The following is a 20199-nucleotide window of genomic DNA, read 5'->3' as shown; positions in this document are numbered from 1 at the left end:
CGGAGAGCACGATGAACACACACTCCACCAGCACCTTCGGCCACGTGGCCCTGATCGTCGCCCACTGCGCCGGCATGATCGACCTGGTTGCGCTGCCTGTCTGGGTCGGCACCCTGATCCAGCACTACCAGCTCGACCCGCAGCAGGCCGGCGGCCTGGCCACGCTGTTCCTGATCGGCGCGGTGGTCTCCAGCGTCTTCCTGGCCTCGCGTTTCCAGCGGGTCAAGGGGCGCTGGGTGGCCGCGGGCGGCTACGCCCTGGCGGCCGCCTGCTTCGGCGCGCTGTCGCAGCCGCAGGACTACGCCACCATGGCGGTGCTCCACGCGGTTGGCGGCCTGGCCGCCGGGGCCGCGCTGAGCGTCACCCACGGCACCATCGCGCGCAGTTTCAACCCGCACCTGAAATTCGCCATCGTCGGTATCGGCCTGGGGGTGTTCGCGGTGCTGTTCCTCGGTGCTTCACCCAAAGTGATCGAGGCGGCCGGTGGCTACATGCTGTTCGCCATCTTTGGTGCGGTGATGCTGCTGGCCTCACTGGTTTGTGCGGTCGGCTTTCCGCAGCCCGAGCGCGAGGCCATGGCGGTGGGCACGCCCGCCACCCGCATTCCACGCGCCGTCTGGTTCGGTATCGTGGGCATCAGCGCCATGGCCCTGGTGCAGTCGATGACCTTCAGCTTTCTGGAGCGGGTCGGCTCCGACCGGGGCTACAGCCTGACCCTGATCACGGGCGTGCTGGTGGTGCTGGGCATGGTCAACCTGTTGCCTGCCGGATTGGCGGCGATGCTGGAAAAACGCTGGCATGCGCGCCGCGTGCTGCTGGCCGGCCCGGTGATCCAGGCGCTGCTGGCCGCGACGATCATGAACGCGCCCAGCTTCTACGCCTACGCCGCGGCGGCCTCGGTGTTCGCCGCCGTGATGATCTTCACCCACACCTTCGCCTTCGGATTGATGGCGCGGCTGGAACCCAGCGGCCGCGCCATGGCCGCCACGCCCGCGATGCTGATGGTGGGCGCCGCCATCGGCCCGGTGTTCGGCGGCACCCTGGTGAAGACGGCCGGCTACGGCAGCCTGGGTCTGGCCGCGGTGCTGATCGGTGGCGTGGCGGTGTTCTGCATGTCGCGCTTGCCGGGACAGGTCCCCACTGCTGTCGCACAGGTGCCCGCATGAAACCACAACGCCGCTTTGTCGATCTCTCGATCTACCTGGAAAACGACGTGCTCTCCGATCCGCCGCCGCTGGCGCCGAAGATCACCTACCAGAAACACGCCGACACCCTGCCCGAATTCATGGCCATGCTGCCGGGCACCGCGCCCGAGGACTACCCCGACGGCGAGGCCGCGGCCGCCGAGTGGGTGACGCTGACCACGCACAACGGCACCCACCTCGACGCACCCTGGCACTTCCACTCCACGCAGGACGCGAAGAACGGCGGCAGCAGGCCCTCGATCACCATCGACCAGGTGCCGCTGGCGTGGTGTTTCCAGCCGGGCGTGAAGCTGGACTTCCGCCACTTCCCCGACGGCTACGTGGCCACCGCGGCCGATGTCGAAGCCGAACTTCAACGCATTGGCCACACCCTGGAGCCGCTGGACATCGTGGTGGTCAACACCCGCGCCGGCTCGCGCTACGGCCAGCCCGACTTCCTGGGCGCGGGCTGTGGCATGGGCTACGAGGCCACCATGTACCTGCTGGAGCGCGGCGTGCGCCTCACGGGCACCGACGCCTGGAGCTGGGACGCGCCCTTTTCCTACACCGCTCAGCGCGTGGCCGAGACCGGCAACAAGGCGCTGATCTGGGAAGGCCACAAGGCCGGCCGCGACATCGGCTACTGCCACCTGGAAAAGCTGCACAACCTCGAAGCCTTGCCGCCTACGGGTTTCACCATCAGCTGTTTCCCGCACAAGATCCGCGGCGCCTCGGCCGGCTGGACACGCGCGGTGGCGATTTTTGAAGACTGAACTGAAAACCGATTTGAAGACGGACACGCCATGAGCTTCCCACCCATCCACCGCGTCGTCACCGGCCACGACGCCGACGGCAAAGCCATCGTCGCGAGCAGCGGCCCGCTGCCCACCGTGGTCGAGATCACCGCGATCCCAGGCACGGTGTTCCACGAGGTCTGGAGCACCGCCGCCACCCCCGCCCCGGTGGACAACGCCGCCGACCCGACGCTGGGCCCGCTGATGCTGCCGCCGCCCAAACAGGGCACGCGCATCCGCTTCGTCGACATCCCGCCCGACACGGCCGAGTTCCTGGCCCAGGGCGCCGGCAAGATGAAGGACGCCTTTGCCCAGATCGGCGACGAGGAGGCGTCGACCGTGAAGGCCCATTCCCCCCACCCGCTGATGCACCGCACCGAGTCGGTCGACTACGGTATCGTGATCGAGGGTGAGCTGACCCTGGTGCTCGACGACAGCGAGGTGCAACTCAAGCCCGGCAGCGTGGTCGTGCAGCGCGGCAGCAACCACGCCTGGGCCAACCGCTCGGGCCAGCCCTGCCGCGTGCTGTTCGTGCTGGTCGACGGCGCCTACGAGCCCTCCCTGGCGGCCGCGCTGGCCGCGCGCTGACACCACCCCCATTGCCGGGAACACCCCCATGAAATTCGCCACCCTCAAAGACGGCACGCTCGACGGCTGCCTCGCCCTGGTCTCGCGCGACGGGCAGCGCGCCGTGCGCGCCAGCGCCGTCGCGGCCAGCCTGATTGACGCCCTGCAACGCTGGGACGAGGTCCACCTGCCGCTGTGCGATCTGTACGAGTCGCTCAACGCCGGCAGCGCGCCCGGCGCCTTCGCCTTTGACCCCGCCGCCTGCGCGGCCCCCTTGCCGCGTTGCCCACAATGGCTCGACGGCTCGGCCTTTCTGAACCACGGTCGCCTGATGGAGGAGGCCTTCAACGCTCCGCCCATCCCGCTGTTCGACACCGTGCCGGTGATGTACCAGGGCGCGAGCGACGACTTCCTGGGCCCGCACGACGACGTGCCGCTGCCCAGCGAGGCCGACGGCATCGACTTCGAGGGCGAGTTCGGTGTGGTCACCGGGCCGGTGCCGATGGGCGTGTCGCCCGAGGCGGCACTGGCCTGCGTGCGCCTGGTGGTGCAGATCAACGACTGGAGCCTGCGTGCGCTGGGCCCACACGAAATGAAGACCGGCTTCGGCTTTCTGCAGGCCAAACCCTCCACCGCCTTCGCGCCCGTGGCGGTGACGCCCGACGAACTGGGCGAGGCCTGGCGCGACGGCCGGGTGCAGATGCGGCTGCAGGTGCAGTGGAACGGCGAGCGCTTCGGTGAGCCGCACGGCGGCGAGATGAACTTCCACTTCGGCCAGCTCATCGCCCACGCGGCGCGCACGCGCCGGCTCACGGCCGGCAGCATCGTCGGCTCGGGCACGGTGTCCAACGTGTCGCGTGCGGCCGGTTCGGCCTGCATCGCCGAACGACGCGTGATCGAGAAGATCGACCAGGGAGAGATCCGCACCGGCTTCATGCGATTCGGCGACCGCGTGCGCATGCAGGCCCGCTTCGACGGTGGCGCGGACGGACCGTTTGGCGTGATCGACCAGCGCGTGGTCGCCATGGCCGCCACAGCAGGCGCTGCCTGAGCGTGGGTGGGTATGCCATGCACGTGCTGATCACCGGCGCCGCCGGATTCCTCGGTCGCGCCCTGGCGCAGCGCCTGATGCCGGGCCGCCCGCTGGGCAGGCGGGCCGTCGGCCAGCTCACGCTGATGGACCTGGCCTTCGAGCGCGCGGCGGGAGCGGGCGTGTGCCAGCGGGCGATCGACATGGGCGACGCGACGGCCTTGCGCGCGGCATTGGCCGAGCGACCGCCCATCGACCTGCTGTTCCACCTCGCCAGCGTTCCCGGTGGCACGGCCGAACAGCATTACGAGCTGGCGCGTCGCGTCAACCTGGACGCCACCCAGACCCTGCTGGAGCAGGGGCGTCAGCAGGTGGTGCGGGGCGGAGCGGCGCCGGTGTTCGTATTCGCCAGTTCCATTGCGGTCTTTGGCACCATGCCCGCCAAGGTGGACGACGACACGCCCGCGCGGCCGCAGCTGAGCTATGGGGCGCACAAACTCGTGGGCGAGGTGCTGGTCAACGACTTCAGCCGTCGCGGCTGGGTGGACGGGCGCTCGGTGCGCATCCCCGGCGTGCTGGCCCGCCCCCCCGAGCGCACCGGACAGCTCTCGGCCTTCCTGAGTGACCTGATCCGCGAGCTGGCGGCGGGCCGTCCCTTCACCTGCCCCACCTCGCCCCAGGCCACCACCTGGGCCTCCTCGCTGCCCTGCGTGGTGGAACAACTGCTGCACGCGGCCCGCTTCGACCCGGCCCTGATCGGCGGCGAGCGCGTGCTGACCCTGCCCACGCTGCGTTTTGCCATGGCCGAACTGGCGCAGGCGGTCGGCCGCGTGCACGGCACGCCCGTGGACGATCTGGTGCGCTGGGCCCCCGATGCCCGCATCGAGGCACTGTTCGGCCGCTTTCCCCCACTGCGCACGGCCCGCGCGCAGGCCGCGGGGTTCCGCGGGGATGCCGACCTGGAGGCGCTGGTGCGCGGGGCGCTGGCGCCGCCCGAGCCGCCGGGGCAGGGCGCCTGAGCCTCAGTCCGGCAGCACCGCCGTGACCTCGATCTCCACCTTGGCCCGCGCTTCCACCAGGGCCGCGATCTGGACGCAGGTCATGGCCGGGAAGTGTTTGCCCATCACCTCGCGGTACACGCCGCCGAGTTCGCGCAGCCGGGCGTTGTATTCGACCCGGTCCACGATGTACCAGGTCATGCGCACCATGTGCTCGGGGCCGGCGCCGGCGCAGGCCAGCACCTCGCGGATGTTGAGCAGGGTCTGGCGGGTCTGCGCGATGAAGTCGTCGCTCTCGAACTGCTGGGCGCCGTTCCAGCCGATCTGGCCGCCGACGAAGACCATCGTGCCGCGCGCGGCGATGCCGTTGGCGTATCCCTTGGGGGTGGCCCAGCCGGGAGGTTGCAGGTGTTTCATGTGAGAGCCGTCATTCAAAGAAAAAAGCAAGGGTGGTGGACACTGCCAGCCCACCCGCGAGCGCCACAGACCAACCCAGGGACACCGAGGGTCCGGCTCCGCCGGCCCCAGGTGTCGCCCCCCTCCAAGCCGAAGGCGCCAGAGAGGGGGGTGGCGCCGTGAGGCGACGCGGGGGGTGTCATGTCCTGGCCCGCTGGCGCAGCGCGAAACGCTGCAGCTTGCCGGTTTCGGTGCGCGGCAGCTTGTCCACGAAGACCACGTCGCGTGGGTACTTGTAGGGTGCCAGGGTGTGTTTCACGTGGTCCTGCAGGGCCTTGACCTGGGCGGCATCGGCGGCCTCGCCGGGCTTGAGCACCACGTAGGCCACGATGACCATGCCGCGCTCGTCGTCGGGGCGGCCGACCACGCCGCACTCGGCCACCGCCGGGTGCAGCAGCAGCGAGGCCTCCACCTCCGGGCCGGCCACGTTGTAGCCGGCGGTGATGATCATGTCGTCGGTGCGCGCCTGGTAGAAGAAGTAGCCGTCGGCGTCCTGGCTGAAGGCGTCGCCGGGGAAGTTCCAGTCGTCCTTCACGTACTGCGCCTGGCGTGCGTCGTCCAGGTACTTGCAGCCGGTGGGGCCTTTCACGGCCAGCCGGCCCACCTGGCCGTGCGGCACGGGCTGGCCTTGTTCGTCCACGATCCGGGCCTCGTAGCCCGGCACCACCTGGCCGACCGCGCCGCGGCGCACCGCCTCGGGTGGCGAGGAGATGAAGATGTGGAACATCTCGGTGGCGCCGATGCCGTCGAGCATCTCCAGCCCACTGGCTTCTTTCCAGAGCTGACGGGTCGCATCGGGAAGGCCCTCGCCCGCGCTCACGCTGATGCGCAGTTTCCCGATGCCGTGCTGCTTCGCGAACGCAGCCATCTGGCGGTAGAAGGTGGGCGCGGTGTAGCAGATGGTGGCGCCCACCTGGCCAATGAGCTTGACCATGGCCTCCGGCGTGTACGGAATGCTGGGGAAATACACCGAGGCGCCCGCCCACATGGGAAACACCAGCAGGCCGCCCAGGCCGAAGGTGAAGGCCAGCGGGGGCGAGCCCATCACGATGTCGTCGGGTGTGGCGCGCAGCACGTGGCGCGGCCAGGTCTCGCAGGCGGCGATCAGGTCGCGGTGCGTGTGCACGGCGGCTTTCGGGCGACCGGTGGTGCCCGAGGTGAAGGCCAGCAGGGCGATGTCGTCGGCGCTGGTGGGGCAGGGCGTGGCCTGGTCGCTGGCATGGCGCGCCAGGGCCTCCAGCGAGTCGGGTAACACAATCGCCGCGTCGCCGGTGTTGAACACGCGCATGGGCATGCTCGCGGTGTCTGGGTCGGCCGCGAGCGCGGTCTTGAGTTCGTCCTGCAGCTTCACGTCGCACAGCGCCGCTGAAGGCTTGGACTTGTCGATGATGGACTGGAGCTCGGTGGCGCGCAGCAGCGGCATGGTGGCCACCGCGATCAGGCCGGCCTGCACCACGGCCAACCAGGCCAGCGCCATGGCGACCGAGTTGCCGCCGCGCAGCAGCACCCGGTTGCCGGGCACCAGGCCCATGTCGCGGGTGAGCACGTTGGCGATGCGGTTCACCTCGGCGCGGGCCTGCGCGTAGCTCAGCGTGCGCTCGTCGCTGCGCAGGAACGGCCGGTCGGCATGGCCGTTGGCCAGCGCACGATCCAACAGCGCCTGCACGGCGTTGAGCTGCCCGGGCAACTGCTGCAGCTCGGGCAGGTCGTAGCGCAGCTCGGGCCACTGCTCGCGCGGCGGCAAGCGGTCGTGGACGAATCGATCAACTTGAGCGGATGGCATGGGGGGCTCCTTCATTCAGTCTGCGTTCGCTGCCGGCCCGACACGCTCCGGACCGTGATCCGCAACGCATGAAGCGGTCCAGCCGAGGGGCACCGCCGGGCCGGCTTTGCCGGACGGCCAGTGCCCGCCCCCTTGAGGGGGGCGCGCGGAGCGCGGCGGGGGTGTGTCATCTCAAAGCCTGTTTGCCCAGAATGAGCAACTGCACCTCGCTCGCGCCCTCGTAGATGCGCAGCGAGCGGATGTCGCGGTACAGGTGTTCGATGGGCTGGCCCACCTGCACGCCGCGCCCACCGAACATCTGCAGCGCCATGTCGATCACGCGCTGCGCGTTTTCGGTAGCGGTGAGTTTGGCGCTGGCCGCCGCGGCCGTGTAGGCGGGGGTGCCCGCGCCGTTGGCGCTGCTGCGGTCGCGCATCCAGGCGGCGCGGTAGGTGAGCATGGCGGAGGCGTCGATCAGGGCGCTCATCTCGCCCAGCTTCGCTTGCGTGAGCTGGAAGTCGGCCAGGGTCTGGCCGAACATCTTGCGCGTCTTGGCATGGGCCACGGCTTCGGCGAAGGCGCGGCGCGCCATGCCCAGCGCGGCGGCGGCCACCGAGGCGCGGAAGATGTCCAGCGTCTGCATGGCGAGCTTGAAGCCGCCGTTGACGCTGCCCACCAGGGCATCGCTGCCGACGTGGCAGTCCATGAACGTGAGCGTGGCCAGCGGGTGCGGCGCCATCACCTGGATGTGGGCGCTGCTGTCCAGGCCCGGCGCGTCGGCGTTGACGATGAAGGCGCTGATGCCGCGCGCGCCGGCGTCCGGCTCGGTCTTGGCGAACACCACGTAGAAGTCGGCCATACCGCCGTTGCTGATCCAGGTCTTCTGGCCGTTGAGCGTCCAGCCGCTCGCCGTTGGCGTGGCGCGCAGCGCCATGGCCGCCACGTCGGAGCCGGCCTCGGGTTCGCTCAGCGCAAAGGCCGCGATCTGGTCGCCGCTGGCCACGGCGGGCAGGTGGTGCGCCCGCTGTGCCGGCGTGCCCGCGAGCGTGATGGCGCCGCTGCCCAGGCCCTGCATGGCGAACGCGAAGTCGGCCAGCGGGGAGTGGTAGGCCAGGGTCTCGCGCAGGATCACCAGGGCGCGCGAGTCCAGCGCGGGCAGCGCGCCGCCGTGGGCCTCGGGCACGCAGTAGCGCAGCCAGCCCGCCGCGCCCAGGCGTTGTACCCACTCTTTGCAGGCGGCGCGGTCGTCGGACTCGTCCACGTGTTGTTCGCGTGCCCAGGCCACGAGGCCGTTGGCCAGTGCGCGGTGGGCGTCGTCGAAGAAGGGCAGTTCGAGGTGCGCGGTCGGCGCCAGCGCGCCGTGTGGATGGGGGTGTTCAAAGGCAACCACATCAGTCTCCCTGGAACTGCGGGCGCTGCTTGGCCGCGAAGGCTTCGTAGGCGCGCCGGAAGTCCTGCGTCTGCATGCAGATGGCCTGGGCCTGGGCTTCGGCTTCGATGGCCTGGTCCAGCGTCATGGCCCATTCCTGGTGCAGCATGGTCTTGGTCATGCCGTGGGCGAAGGTGGGGCCTTGTGCCAGCTGGGCCGCGAGCTTGTGGGCGGCGGGCAGCAGCGCGGCGCTCTCGTGCAGCGCGTTGAAGAAGCCCCAGGCCTGGCCTTCGGTGGCCGACATGGCGCGGCCGGTGAACAGCAGCTCGCTGGCGCGACCCTGGCCGATCATGCGCGGCAGCAGGGCGCAGGCGCCCATGTCGGCACCGGCCAGGCCCACGCGGGTGAACAGGAACGCGACCGTGGCCGCGGGCGTGCCCAGGCGCAGGTCCGAGGCCAGCGCCATCATCGCGCCAGCCCCGGCGCACACGCCGTCAAGCGCGGCCACGATGGGCTGCGGGCAGGCGCGCATGGCGCTCACCAGCGCGCCCGTCATGCGGGTGAAGGCCAGCAGCTCGGGCATGCTCATCTTGGTGAGCGGGCCGATGATCTCGTGCACGTCGCCGCCCGAGCAGAAGTTGTCGCCCGCACCGGTGAGCACCACGGCCTTGATGTCGGTGGCGCGCTGCAGAGCCAGGAACCAGTCGCGCAACTCGGCGTAGGAATCGAACGTCAGCGGGTTCTTGCGCTCGGGGCGGTTGAGCGTGACGGTGGCCACGCCCTCGTTGACGCTGAGGGCGAAGTGCTGGGGCTGGTTGTTGGCCATGGCGCTGTACTGGCCGCGCATGGGGTTGTGGTCGGGGATGGGGTGTTTCATTTTCTTTACTCGCTGGCTTCGCCCATGCGTTGATTGATGTCGAGCTGGTGTTGTTTGACCTTGCCCAGCAGTTTGTGCAGGTTGTCCAGATCGCGTGGGCTGAGGCCCTCGAAAGCGTCGACGATCCACTGTTCGTGTTGCGTGGCCATGTGCTCGAAGGCGCTGCGGCCCTCGGGCGTGAGCCGCACCAGGAAGGCGCGACGGTCGCCTTCGACGCCCATGCGCTCCACCAGGCCTTCGGCCACCAGCTGGTCGGTGATCCCGGTGACGTTGCCGCCCGTGACCATGAGCCGGTGCGACAACTCCTTCATCTTCAGGCCCTCGGGGTGGCGCTCCAGCTGGGCCATGAGGTCGAAGCGTGGCAGCGTGGTGTCGAACTGCTCGCGCAGCCCGGCGCGCACGCGCTTTTCGATCAGTTGCGAACAGGTCAGCAGCCGCAGCCACAGCCGCAGCGACTGCGCGTGTTCGCTGTGGGCGCGGGCTTCGAGGTCGAGCGGGATGTTCATGCGGTTTCCTCGGGGGCGGCCTGGGCCAGGGGGGTGGCCGCCTGCAGGCTCTGCTGGCGCGCGATCTCGCGGTAGAGCTGGTCGCGCCCGCTTTCGTAGGGCCGCGGCCATTGAATGGCGCGGGTTTGCAGCTTGGCGGCTTCGTGCAGCGTCCAGGCCGGGTCGGCCAGGTGGGCGCGGGCCACGGCGCAGAGGTCGGCGCGGCCGGCGCCGATGATGCTGTTGGCGTGGTCGGCTTCGGTGATGGCGCCCACGGCCATGGTGAGAATGCCGGCCTCGTTGCGCACACGGTCGGCGAACGGCGTCTGGTACATGCGGCCGTAGACCGGCTTGGCCGCGCGCGTGGTCTGGCCCGAGGACACGTCGATCACGTCGCAGCCCGCGGCCTTGAACAGGCGGGCCATGGCCACGGCGTCGTCGGGGGTGTTGCCGCCGGGCGCCCAGTCGTGGGCCGAGATGCGCACGCTCATGGGCTTGTCGGCCGGCCACACCGCGCGCACGGCGGTGAACACTTCGAGCGGGTAGCGGCAGCGGTTCTCCAGCGAGCCCCCGTATTCGTCGGTGCGCTGGTTGGTGAGCGGGCAGATGAAGGCCGAGAGCAGGTAGCCGTGGGCGCAGTGCAGTTCGAGCCAGTCGAAGCCCGCGGCGGTGGCGCGCCGGGTGGACTCGACGAAGGCCGCCGTCATCGCGTCCATGTCGGCCCGGGTCATGGCGCGCGGCACCTGGTTCTGCGGCCCGTAGGGCAGGGCGCTGGCCGAGAGCAGCGGCCAGTTGCCGCTGGGCAGCGGCTCGTCGATCTGTTCCCAGCCGAGCTGGGTGGAACCCTTGGCACCGCTGTGGCCGAGCTGCAGGCCGATCCTGGCGCTGCTGCTGTTGTGCACGAAATCCACGATGCGGCGCAGCGCGGTTTCCTGGGCGTCGTTCCACAGGCCGGTGCAGCCCGGGGTGATGCGGCCCTCGGGCGTGGGGCTGGTCATCTCCACCATCACCAGCGCCGCGCCACCCAGGGCGCGCGCGCCCAGGTGCACCAGGTGGTAGTCGCCGGCCACGCCATCGGTGGCGCTGTACTGCGCCATGGGCGAGACGATGATGCGGTTCTTCAGCGTGAGGCCCCGCACGGTGAGCGGCAGCAGCATGGGCGGGGTGGGGTGTCGTGCCACACGATCCGGCGCCGGGCCGCCCCTAGCCGGATCAGCCCCCTCGGGGGGCAGCGACCCGCGCAGCGGCGGAGCGTGGGGGTAGCGAGCCTCCAGCCACGCCTCGTAACCCTCCAGCCACTGCGGGTCGCGCAGGCGCAGGTTTTCGTGGCTGATGCGCTGGCTGCGGGTGAGCAGCGAGTAGGCAAACTGTTGAATGTCCATGCCGGTGTAGCGGTCCACGTTCTCGAACCACTCGGTGGAGTTGCGCGCCGCGTTCTGGATCTTCAGCACCTCCACACTGCGGCGCGCTTCGTAGCCCTGCAGCACCTCGGCCATGTCGGCGTTGGCGTGGCGCGTGAATTCGTCGGCCAGGTCGATCGCGTCTTCCAGCGCGAGCTTGGTGCCGCTGCCGATGGAGAAGTGGGCCGTGTGGGCGGCGTCGCCCATGAGCACGATGGGTGTCTTTTTGCCTGCAATGTCTTGCCAATGCACCCAGGTCTGGCAGATCACGCGCGGGAAGCGGATCCAGTTGGCCGAGCCGCGCAGGTGTTTGGCGTTGCTGATGAGGGCGTTGCCGTCGAGGTATTTCGCGAACAGCTTTTCGCAGAAGGCCACGCCGTCTTCCTGGCTCATCTGCTCGATGCCGTGGGCCTGCCACACGTCTTCCGGGGTCTCGACGATGAAGGTGGAGGTCTCGCCGTCGAACTTGTAGGCGTGCGCCTGGAACCAGCCGTGTTCGGTCTGTTCAAAAGCGAAGGTGAAGGCGTCAAAGGTCTTCTTCGTGCCGAGCCAGACGAAGCGGCATTTGCGGGTGTCGATGTCGGGCCGGTAGGTGGCTTCGTAGCGCGTGCGGATGCGGCTGTTCAGACCGTCGCTGGCGATCACGAGGTCGGCGTTGTACTGCTGGGCGAGCGCCTGATCGTCGGTCACGTCGGTTTCGAACACCAGGTCCACACCCAGTGCGAGGCAGCGCTCCTGCAGGATGTTGAGCAGGCGTTTGCGGCCGATGCCGATGAAGCCGTGGCCGGTGGAGCGCACGTGCCCGCCCTTGTAGAACACCTCGATGTCGTCCCAGTGGTTGAAGGCGTCGGCCATCTGTTGGGCCGACTCCGGGTCGGCCACTTTCAGGTTCTGGAGTGTCTGGTCGGAGAACACCACGCCCCAGCCGAAGGTGTCGAACGGGCGGTTGCGCTCGACCACCGTGACGGTGAGCGAGGGGTCGCGCCGCTTCATGAGCAGGGCGAAATACAGGCCCGCGGGGCCGCCACCGATGCACAGGATGCGCCGCAGCGCCGGGATAGAGGTGTTCATGTCTAATTAGTTTAGACCTGAAATATATCGCGCCAACCGGGAAAACCCGTATGTCGTTGACCCAACCGGTGGCCCGGCCGCACCGTTGGTGCAAGAATGAACCATCAACCCTAGGAGGCGATCATGTCCCTGTACCGCTTTAAATCACGTGAAACCGGCGATCTCGTCATGCTGCAACCGCATGGCAAACGCATCCTGGAAATCCTGGGCAAGGATCCCTCGGGCCCCGGTGTGGTGCAGCCCGATCAGATGGCCGCCGCGGTGCGGGCGTTGCAGGACGCGATCGTGGCCGAAGAAGCCGAGCACCAGCGGCTGAAGGAAGAGGCCGCTGCTCAGGGCGAGCTGCCGCCGGAATTCGAGACGGTGAGCCTGCGCATGCGCTGTGCCCCGTTCATCGAGATGCTCAAGCGCTGCGAGCAGGCCAAGGTGGACGTTGTCTGGGGTGTGTGAAGCTGTAGCCCCCACGCTCCGCCGCTGCGCGGGTCGCTACCCCCCGAGGGGGCTGATCCGGCTTGGGGCGGCCCTGCGCCGGATCGTGTCGCCCCCACGCTCCGCCGCTACGCGGGTCGCTACCCCCCGAGGGGGCTGGGCCTGCCTTGGGGCGGCCCGGCGGCTGGCCCTGTGGCCCCCACGCTCCGCCGCTGCGCGGGTCAGTCCACCTTCGCGCCCGAGGCTTTCACCACCGGGGCCCATTTGCTGATCTCGGCTTCGATCTGGCGGGCGAATGCTTGCGGTGTGTCGCCGCCGGGGATGGCCCCGAGCGACAGCAGGCGGGCTTTCACCGCGGGCAGGTTGAGCGCCTTCGTGGTCTCCTGCTGCAGGCGGTTGACGATGTCGGGCGGCGTGCCCGCGGGCGCGAGCAGGCCGAACCAGGAACTGGCTTCGAAACCTGGCAGGGCACCGGCTTCGGCCACCGTGGGCAGCTCGGGCATGCTGTCCGAGCGCACCGCGCTGGTCACCGCGAACGCCTTGAGGTGGCCCGATTGGATGTGGGGCATGGCCGAGGGCAGGTTGTCGAACATCACGTCCATCTGCCCGCCGATCAGGTCCTTCAGGGCCGGGCCGGACCCGCGGTAGGGGATGTGGGTCATGAAGATCCCGGTGCGCGCCTTGAACAGCTCGCTCGCGAGGTGGATGGAGGTGCCGTTGCCACTGGACGCCATGTTGAGCTGGCCCGGATGGGCCTTGGCGTAGCGCACGAAATCCGGTACCGACTGGATGCCCAGTTCCTGCGCTCGTTTGGCGTTCATGACCATCACGTTGGGCACACCGGCCACCAGGGTGATGGGGGCAAAGTCTTTTTGCGGATCGTAGGGCAGACTGGCGTAGAGCGACTTGTTGATGCCGTGCGTGCCGACGGTGCCCATGAGCAGGGTGTAGCCATCGCCGGGCGCCTTGGCCACCAGGTCGGCGCCGATGTTGCCGCCGGCACCTCCCCGGTTGTCCACCACGACAGGCTGACCCAGGGCCTTGCTGAGCTCGGGCGCCAGCACGCGCGCGAGGATGTCGGTGGTGCCGCCCGGGGCAAAGGGCACCACGATGCGCACCGGCTTGGACGGCCACGCGCCCTGCGCCGCGACCAGGCCCGGCAGCAGCGCGGTGGCGCCAAGGGTGGCGAGCGCGATCAGTTGTCGGCGCCGGGTGCGAGGGCTGGGTGGTCGGGGGCTGGCGCGCATGGGTGTTTCCTGGTGAGGGTCTGCAACTGCGGCCGCAGGGGCTGGCCCGTCACGATGCCCAGCGCGCGCGCCGCTTCGTTGGCGTGGCTGACCACGCCGCAGGCGAGTGTAGAAGCGGCCTGCCCGATGCAGGCGCTCGTATGCGACACGGTGCAGGCGGCCAGCCCCTGGGCCTGCAAGAGCGTCAGACCGGCGACACCCGCCGCGTCCTTGCCCACGCCCGCATCGTTGAACACCGACAGCAGCGGCCGCACGGCCAGCGCATAGCGGGCGGCGCTCAGGCCCCCGTGTGAACCGCTCAAGGCAATGCAGCCCGCGTCGGCGGGCTGCAGCTCGGCGATGGAATCCACCACCCGGGTCGGGATCATGTCGGCCTCTCCCCTCGCTGGCGCGCGTGCCTTGGCCGAGTGGATGCCGTGGAACCGGCTCCGCCGGGCCACTGGCATCGTCCCCTTGAGGGGACGGCGCGCAGCGCCGCAGGGGTGGTCAACGGTCAGTCTGCGAACTGACCGGCCGCGTCGATGGCGGTTTTAAGCTTGGTGATCTCGCCGGCCACGTAGGCCTTGTGACCGGCCGGGGTCACGCGGTTGTCGTTCACCACCACGGCGCCCAGCGCTTCCTGGCGCTTGATGAACTCGGGGTCCTTCAGAGCGACCTGCAAAGCGTCATTGAGCTTCTTGGTCACGTCGGCCGGCGTGCCCTTGGGGGCATACATGGCGTGCCAGATGGTCAGGTTGAAGCCCTTCAGGCCCATCTCCTGCAGCGAGGGGTAGTCCTTGAGCAGCTTGTGGTTGGACAACGGCTTGGCCGTGGTCACGGCAAAGGCCTTGACGCGGCCGGCCTCGATCTGGCTGGTGGTGTTGGTGGTCTGGTCACACATCACGTCCACCTGGCCGCCGATCAGGTCGTTCATGGCCGGGCCGGTGCCGCGGTAGGCGATGGTGGTCATGGACTTGTCCAGCTTCACGGCCGACTGCCACATCAGGCCGCACAGGTGCGAAGCGGAGCCCAGGCCGGCGTGCGCCAGGTTGAGCTTGCCGCCGTTGGCGCGGATGTAGTTCTCGAAGTCGCGGTAGGTCTTGGCCGGCAGCTTGGGCGCGCCCAGCAGGGTCATGGGCACGTCGTTGATCATGCCCAGGTACTCGAAGTCTTCCAGCGGCTTGAACTGCTGCTTGCGGTACAGACTGGTGGTGGCGGCCATGCCGATGTGCCAGACCAGCAGGGTGTGGCCGTCGGGCGTGGCGCGAGCGACCTTGGTGGCGCCGATGGTGCCGCCGGCACCGGCTGCGTTTTCCACCACCACAGTGGCGCCGCCCAGGGGCTTGCGCAGGGCTTCGGCCAGTTGGCGGGCCACCAGGTCGGTGGGGCCGCCTGCAGCGAAGGGCACCACCAGGGTGATGGGCTTGCTGGGGAAGTCCTGGGCGAAGGCGCCCGACGAGACGGCAGCGGTCAAGGCAAAAGCCAGGATCTTGTTCATGCAGATGCTCCTATGGGTTGAATATTCGACGCTGAATCGTAGTCCCTGGACACAAGACAAAAATCGCGGGAAGTACGTATCCGGCACTCGGGGGAAACCCTGTGTTTGAGCGATGTCATGGCCGGTCAGGCGGGCTACTGATAACTCCGCGCGTCCTCGATCACCTTGCCGTCGTTGGGCAGGCTGCCCGGGCTCACCACCTGGATCTCGCCGCGCAGCTTGGTGACCTCGCGCACCGCCGCTTCCAGCTGCGCTCGCAGGCCGTCGGTGGTGTCCGTGGTCTCGACCAGCAGGTTCATCCGGTCGTTGGCCATTTCGCCGCTGACCACCAGCCGGGCCTTCTGCACCTGGGGGAAACGCCGCACGATCTCGGCCACCTGCGAGGCGTGCACGAACATGCCCTTGATCTTGGTGGTCTGGTCGGCACGCCCCATCCAGCCCTTGATGCGCGGCGCGGTGCGCCCGGTGGGGCAGGTGCCGCTCAGGATCGCGGACAGGTCGCCGGTGCCGAAGCGGATCAGCGGGTAGGCCGGGTTCAGGCTGGTCACCACCAGCTCGCCCACCTCGCCCTCGGGCACCGGGTCGCCCGTGCCCGGGCGCACGATCTCCACGATCACGCCTTCTTCCAGCACCAGGCCCTGGCGCGCGCGGGTCTCGTAGGCCACAAGGCCGAGGTCGGCGGTGGCGTAGGTCTGGTACACGTCCACGCTCTGTTCCTTGAACCAGGCCGTCAGGCTCGGTGGGCAGGCCTCGCCACCGACCGAGGCCTTGGTCAGGCTGCGGATGTCGGCACCGCTCTCGGCCGCCTTTTCCAGCAGGATGCGCAGAAAGCTGGGCGTGCCGGTGTAGCCGTCGGGCTGGAGCGCCAGCATGGCGTCGAGCTGCTGTTCGGTCTGGCCGGTGCCGGCGGGGAACACGGTGCAGCCCACCGCGTGCGCGCCCGACTCCAGGATGAAGGCGCCCGGTGTCATGTGGTAGCTGAAGCTGTTGTGCACCAGTTCGCCCGCGCGAAAGCCGGCGGCATACAGGGCGCGGCCGGCGCGCCAGTAGTCCTTGGAGGCGCCCTCGGGTTCGTAGATCGGGCCCGGCGAGGCGAACACCCGCGACATCGCGGGGCCACGTAGCAGGGTCGAAAACCCCCCGAAGGCATCGCCGCCCGCGGTGCGCGAGGCCTTCTGCTTGTCCAGCAACTCGTGCTTGCGGATCACCGGCAGGCGCGCGAGCGCTTCGCGGCTGTTCACGCCAGCCGCGTCCACCCCCTTCAGCAGCTCGGCAAACGCAGGGCTGTTCGCCTGCGCATGCGCGATCTGCACCGACAACGCAGCCATCTGCGCCGCCTCACGCTCGTCAGGGGAGCGGGTTTCCAGGGCATCAAAGAATTGGGTCATGGCTGAAAACTACAGAAGTGGTGTGAGGGGGAGTAATCTCAGAACGCGGTGGAACCGGCTTCGCCGGGCCAGGAGCAAAGCCCCCTTGAGGGGGTGACGCCGAAGGCGGCGCGGGGGTTGGCCATCAAGCGAGCCAACGCTTTCTGCGCTTGTACGACTTCACGTCCTTGAACGACTTGCGCTCACCGCCGCCCATGCCCAGGTAGAACTCTTTCACGTCCTCGTTGTTGCGCAGGTCGGCCGCGGCGCCGTCCATCACGATGCGGCCCGATTCCATGATGTAGCCGTAGTCGGCATAGCGCAGCGCCATGTTGGTGTTCTGCTCGGCCAGCAGGAAGGTGACTTTCTCTTTGGTGTTGAGGTCTTTCACGATCTCGAACACCTCTTCCACGATCTGCGGCGCCAGGCCCATCGAGGGCTCGTCGAGCAGCATCACGCTGGGGTTGGTCATGAGCGCGCGCCCGATGGCGCACATCTGCTGCTCGCCGCCCGAGGTGTAGGCCGCCTGCGAGGTGCGGCGCGTCTTCAGGCGCGGGAAGTAGTTGTAGACCTTCTCCAGATTCGCCGCGATCTCGCCCTTGTCGGTGCGCGTGTAGGAGCCGGTGAGCAGGTTTTCCTCGATGGTCAGGTGGGCAAAACAATGCCGCCCTTCCATCACCTGTACCACGCCCCGGTTCACCAGGTCGGCCGGCGTGAGGTTTTCGATGCGGTCGCCGCGCAGCTCGATGCTGCCCTTGGTGACCTCACCGCGCTCGGCCTTGAGCAGGTTGGAGATGGCGCGCAGCGTGGTCGTCTTGCCCGCGCCGTTGCCACCCAGCACGGCAGCGATCTTGCCCTCGGGCACGTTGAGCGAAACGCCCTTCAGCACCAGGATCACATGGTTGTAGATGACCTCGATGCCGTTGACGTTGAGAACGATGTTGGGAGTGGTGCTCATGGTGTGTTCCTCGTGAACCATTCACAAGACGCGGCGCGCCGGTCTTGTGGATGGCGGCTGAAGTCAGCCGCCGAGACCCGCCGCAAGTGAGGTGACCCCATCCGGGGACACCGCGGAACCGGCTTTGCCGGGCCGCAGGTGTCGCCCCCTTGAGGGGGTCGCCGCGCAGCGGCGGCGGGGGTGGGTCAAGACTGACAGTCTTGACCCGTCCTGCGGGTCAGCTTCTTCTCGGCGGCGTACTTGTCGGCCGCGGCCTTGACCATGGGCTTGATGATCTGTTCATCGGCCTGGTACCAGTCGCTGCTGAACGCCCACTTGCTGCCGTCCCAGGTGTGGATGCGGGCCCAGGCCGCGCCCATGTGGTCCTGGCAGCTGGTGGAGATCGGGCGCATCACGCCCTTGAAGCCCAGCGCGTCGAGCTTGGCCTGCGTGAGGTTGAGGTTTTCATAGCCCCAGCGCGCCTGCTCGCCGGTGACCACTTTGCCCTTGCCGTACTTTTCCTGTGCGGCGCGAACACCCTCCACCGCGAACATGGCGCTCATGAGACCGCGCATGTAGAGCACCTGGCCCACTTCTTCCTTCGGCCCTGTGCCTTCGCCCTTGGCGTGCACCTTGTCCAGGATCTCCTTGACCACGGCCGAGCCGGTTTCGGTGCCGTGCTGCATGGTGATGGCGTTGTAACCCTTGGCGCCCGCACCCACGTCCTTCACGTCGGGTTCGGCACCGGCCCACCACACGCCGTACATCTTCTCGCGCGGGTAGCCGGTGGCCTGCGCTTCCTTCAGCGCGGTGGAGTTCATCACGCCCCAGCCCCAGTTCAGCACGTAGTCGGGGCGGCTCTGGCGGATCTGCAGCCAGGTGGCCTTCTGCTCCACGCCGGGGTGGGTCACGGGCAGCAGGCTCAGCGAGAAGCCGTGCATGGCGGCGCGCTCCTGCAGCAGCGGGATCGGCTCCTTGCCGTAGGGGCTGTCGTGGTAGACCAGCGCGATCTTCTTGCCCTTGAGCTTGTCGTAGCCACCTTCCTTCTTGGCGATGTGCTGGATCAGCACGTCGGCCGCCACCCAGTAGGTGCCGGCGATCGGGAAGTTCCACTTGAACACGCCACCATCGGCCGACTCGCTGCGGCCATAGCCGGCGGTGATCAGCGGAATCTTGTCGCCCGGGGCCTTTTCGGTCAGAGCGAAGGTGATGCCGGTGGACAGCGGCTGGAACACCGTGGCGCCACCGTTCTTGCCCTTCAGGCGTTCGTAGCACTCCACGCCGCGGTCGGTGGCGTAGCCGGTTTCGCACTCTTCAAACGAGACCTTCACGCCGTTGATGCCGCCACGGGCGTTGGTGAGCTTGAGGTAGTCGGCATAGCCGTTGGCGAAGGGCACGCCGTTGGGCGCGTAGGCGCCGGTGCGGTACACCAGTGAGGGAAAGAACTGCTCCTTGGCCTGGGCCATGGCAGCCGTCGGGACCACGGCACCCGACAGGGCGGCACAGGCCAGCGACACGGAGAGAACCAGATTACGCATTTTCATCACTTGTCTCCTAAAGGAACGTTCAAACACACACGCAAGAAATCGTTGAAACCGCAGCGAAAGGGGGGAGCCATAACTAGTGTGGAAAGGGCCAGAGGCGAAGCTTCTGCTTGCCGATGCTCCAGAGCTTGGCCAGCCCGTGCGGCTCCACGATCAGGAACCACACGATCAGCGCGCCAAACACCATGAACTCCGTGTGGGACACGGCGGCGGTGGAAATCTCCACGCCGAACAGCGCGCCCAAGGCCGGCAGGAACTGGTTCAGGAAAATGGGCAGCACCACGATGAAGGCCGCGCCGAAGAAGCTGCCCATGATGGAACCCATGCCGCCGATGATCACCATGAACAGCAGCTGGAACGAACGGTCGATGGAGAAGGCCGCCGGTTCCCACGAGCCCAGGTGCACGAAGCCCCAGAGCGCACCGGCCACGCCCACGATGAACGAGCTGACCGCGAAGGCGCTGAGCTTGGCGTACATGGGGCGGATGCCGATCACCGCGGCGGCCACGTCCATGTCGCGGATCGCCATCCACTCGCGGCCGATGGCCGAACGCACCAGGTTTTTCGCCAGCAGCGCGAACACCACCAGGAAGGCCAGGCAGAACAGGTATTTCTGCAGCGGCGTTTCGATGGACAGGCCGAACACCTGCAGGTTGGACACCGAGACCGAGCCCGAGGCGTTGTTGTTGGTGAACCAGCCGATGCGCAGGAAGGCCCAGTCGCAGAAGAACTGCGCCGCCAGCGTCGCCACCGCGAGGTAGAGCCCCTTCACCCGCAGGCTCGGGATGCCGAAGAACATGCCCACCAGCGTGGCGAAGAAGCCGCCCGAGAGCAGGGCGATGATCAGCGGCATGCCCTCGATGCGGATGTAGGTGTTGTAGGCCATGTAGGCCCCCACCGCCATGAAGGCGCCCGAGCCCAGCGAGATCTGGCCGCAGTAGCCCACCAGGATGTTCACGCCCAGGGCGGCCAGCGCCAGGATCAGGAACGGGATCAGGATGGCGCGGAACATGTATTCGTCGGCCAGCATCGGCACGCCGATGAAGGCGAACGCGATCAGCACGAGGATGGCCCAGCGGTCCTGCGCGATCGGGAAGATCTGCTGGTCGGTGCGGTAGGAGGTCTTGAATTGACCGTTTTCACGATAGAACATCTGTCAATTTCCTTAGTTGTTCACCATCACCCGACCCGGCGGGAAATGTCTT

19 protein-coding genes are annotated in these 20199 nt (G+C 68.3%); 6 read left to right on the top strand and 13 right to left on the bottom strand.

All coding sequences use genetic code 11. From position 1 onward, the window contains the following. Positions 1-11 precede the first annotated feature (11 nt). The 5 genes from HTA01S_RS05180 to HTA01S_RS05160 are packed head-to-tail and all read left to right on the top strand — an operon-like array spanning position 12 to position 4594. Positions 12-1166 carry an MFS transporter gene (locus tag HTA01S_RS05180; RefSeq protein WP_068167512.1) on the top strand — a complete coding sequence of 385 codons (1155 nt, stop codon included), beginning with the start codon at positions 12-14 and terminating at the stop codon, positions 1164-1166. Continuing rightward, complete coding sequence (locus HTA01S_RS05175; protein WP_068167511.1) at positions 1163-1957, top strand: cyclase family protein; 795 nt, start codon at positions 1163-1165, stop codon at positions 1955-1957. Before HTA01S_RS05180 ends, HTA01S_RS05175 begins: the two co-directional genes overlap by 4 nt. A 30-nt stretch (positions 1958-1987) precedes the next feature. Then, positions 1988-2566 (top strand): cupin domain-containing protein, encoded by a 579-nt coding sequence (locus tag HTA01S_RS05170; RefSeq protein ID WP_068167510.1) that lies wholly within the window; start codon positions 1988-1990, stop codon positions 2564-2566. Between the two features lie 28 nt (positions 2567-2594). Beyond that, on the top strand, positions 2595-3596 hold the full coding sequence (locus tag HTA01S_RS05165) for a fumarylacetoacetate hydrolase family protein (protein ID WP_068167509.1): 1002 nt from the start codon (positions 2595-2597) through the stop codon (positions 3594-3596). 17 nt (positions 3597-3613) lie between these two features. Next, entirely contained in the window at positions 3614-4594 is a 981-nt protein-coding gene (locus HTA01S_RS05160) for an NAD-dependent epimerase/dehydratase family protein (protein WP_068167508.1), read from the top strand. A 3-nt stretch (positions 4595-4597) separates the two neighbouring features. On the opposite strand, the gene HTA01S_RS05155 is transcribed toward HTA01S_RS05160, so the two are convergent. From HTA01S_RS05155 to HTA01S_RS05130, 6 genes are all read right to left on the bottom strand, one after another. Then, a complete protein-coding gene (locus tag HTA01S_RS05155; protein ID WP_068167507.1) occupies positions 4598-4990 on the bottom strand; it encodes a RidA family protein in 393 nt (130 codons plus the stop codon). Positions 4991-5168: 178 nt separating this feature from the next. Beyond that, on the bottom strand, positions 5169-6812 hold the full coding sequence (locus HTA01S_RS05150; protein WP_068167506.1) for an AMP-binding protein: 1644 nt from the start codon (positions 6810-6812) through the stop codon (positions 5169-5171). Positions 6813-6978: 166 nt separating this feature from the next. After that, complete coding sequence (locus HTA01S_RS05145; RefSeq protein ID WP_084235863.1) at positions 6979-8181, bottom strand: acyl-CoA dehydrogenase family protein; 1203 nt, start codon at positions 8179-8181, stop codon at positions 6979-6981. Between the two features lies 1 nt (position 8182). Continuing rightward, the gene (locus tag HTA01S_RS05140) at positions 8183-9037 is read right to left on the bottom strand and encodes an enoyl-CoA hydratase family protein (RefSeq protein WP_068167505.1); all 855 of its coding nucleotides are present in this window, start codon (positions 9035-9037) and stop codon (positions 8183-8185) included. Between the two features lie 5 nt (positions 9038-9042). Further along, entirely contained in the window at positions 9043-9543 is a 501-nt protein-coding gene (locus tag HTA01S_RS05135; RefSeq protein WP_068167504.1) for a MarR family winged helix-turn-helix transcriptional regulator, read from the bottom strand. Next, positions 9540-11993, bottom strand: a complete 2454-nt coding sequence (locus HTA01S_RS05130) for a bifunctional salicylyl-CoA 5-hydroxylase/oxidoreductase (RefSeq protein ID WP_068167503.1) — start codon at positions 11991-11993, stop codon at positions 9540-9542. Before HTA01S_RS05130 ends, HTA01S_RS05135 begins: the two co-directional genes overlap by 4 nt. Positions 11994-12116: 123 nt before the next feature. Between HTA01S_RS05130 and HTA01S_RS05125 the strand changes: the two genes are divergently transcribed. Further along, positions 12117-12443 carry a DUF1840 domain-containing protein gene (locus tag HTA01S_RS05125; RefSeq protein ID WP_068167502.1) on the top strand — a complete coding sequence of 109 codons (327 nt, stop codon included), beginning with the start codon at positions 12117-12119 and terminating at the stop codon, positions 12441-12443. A 200-nt stretch (positions 12444-12643) separates the two neighbouring features. On the opposite strand, the gene HTA01S_RS05120 is transcribed toward HTA01S_RS05125, so the two are convergent. The 7 genes from HTA01S_RS05120 to HTA01S_RS05090 all read right to left on the bottom strand — a co-directional run bounded on the left by HTA01S_RS05120 (position 12644) and on the right by HTA01S_RS05090 (position 20147). Then, a complete protein-coding gene (locus HTA01S_RS05120) occupies positions 12644-13669 on the bottom strand; it encodes a Bug family tripartite tricarboxylate transporter substrate binding protein (protein WP_068167501.1) in 1026 nt (341 codons plus the stop codon). Further along, positions 13618-14037 carry a hypothetical protein gene (locus tag HTA01S_RS05115; protein ID WP_174545176.1) on the bottom strand — a complete coding sequence of 140 codons (420 nt, stop codon included), beginning with the start codon at positions 14035-14037 and terminating at the stop codon, positions 13618-13620. Before HTA01S_RS05115 ends, HTA01S_RS05120 begins: the two co-directional genes overlap by 52 nt. Before the next feature lie 125 nt (positions 14038-14162). Continuing rightward, the gene (locus HTA01S_RS05110) at positions 14163-15146 is read right to left on the bottom strand and encodes a tripartite tricarboxylate transporter substrate-binding protein (protein ID WP_068167500.1); all 984 of its coding nucleotides are present in this window, start codon (positions 15144-15146) and stop codon (positions 14163-14165) included. A gap of 134 nt (positions 15147-15280) precedes the next feature. Further along, positions 15281-16534 carry a phenylacetate--CoA ligase family protein gene (locus HTA01S_RS05105; protein ID WP_068167499.1) on the bottom strand — a complete coding sequence of 418 codons (1254 nt, stop codon included), beginning with the start codon at positions 16532-16534 and terminating at the stop codon, positions 15281-15283. A gap of 124 nt (positions 16535-16658) precedes the next feature. Beyond that, positions 16659-17471: an ABC transporter ATP-binding protein gene (locus HTA01S_RS05100; protein WP_068167498.1), complete on the bottom strand. Its 813-nt coding sequence runs from the start codon at positions 17469-17471 to the stop codon at positions 16659-16661. Between the two features lie 185 nt (positions 17472-17656). Continuing rightward, positions 17657-18994, bottom strand: coding sequence for an ABC transporter substrate-binding protein (locus HTA01S_RS05095; RefSeq protein ID WP_068167497.1), 1338 nt, complete (start codon positions 18992-18994; stop codon positions 17657-17659). A gap of 76 nt (positions 18995-19070) precedes the next feature. Further along, entirely contained in the window at positions 19071-20147 is a 1077-nt protein-coding gene (locus tag HTA01S_RS05090) for a branched-chain amino acid ABC transporter permease (protein ID WP_068167496.1), read from the bottom strand. Positions 20148-20199: the final 52 nt, after the last annotated feature.

Source organism: Hydrogenophaga taeniospiralis CCUG 15921, assembly GCF_001592305.1.
GTDB lineage: Bacteria > Pseudomonadota > Gammaproteobacteria > Burkholderiales > Burkholderiaceae_C > Hydrogenophaga > Hydrogenophaga taeniospiralis.
The sequence above is the reverse complement of the archived record's forward strand: the minus strand, read 5'-3'. Positions and strand labels throughout refer to the sequence as shown.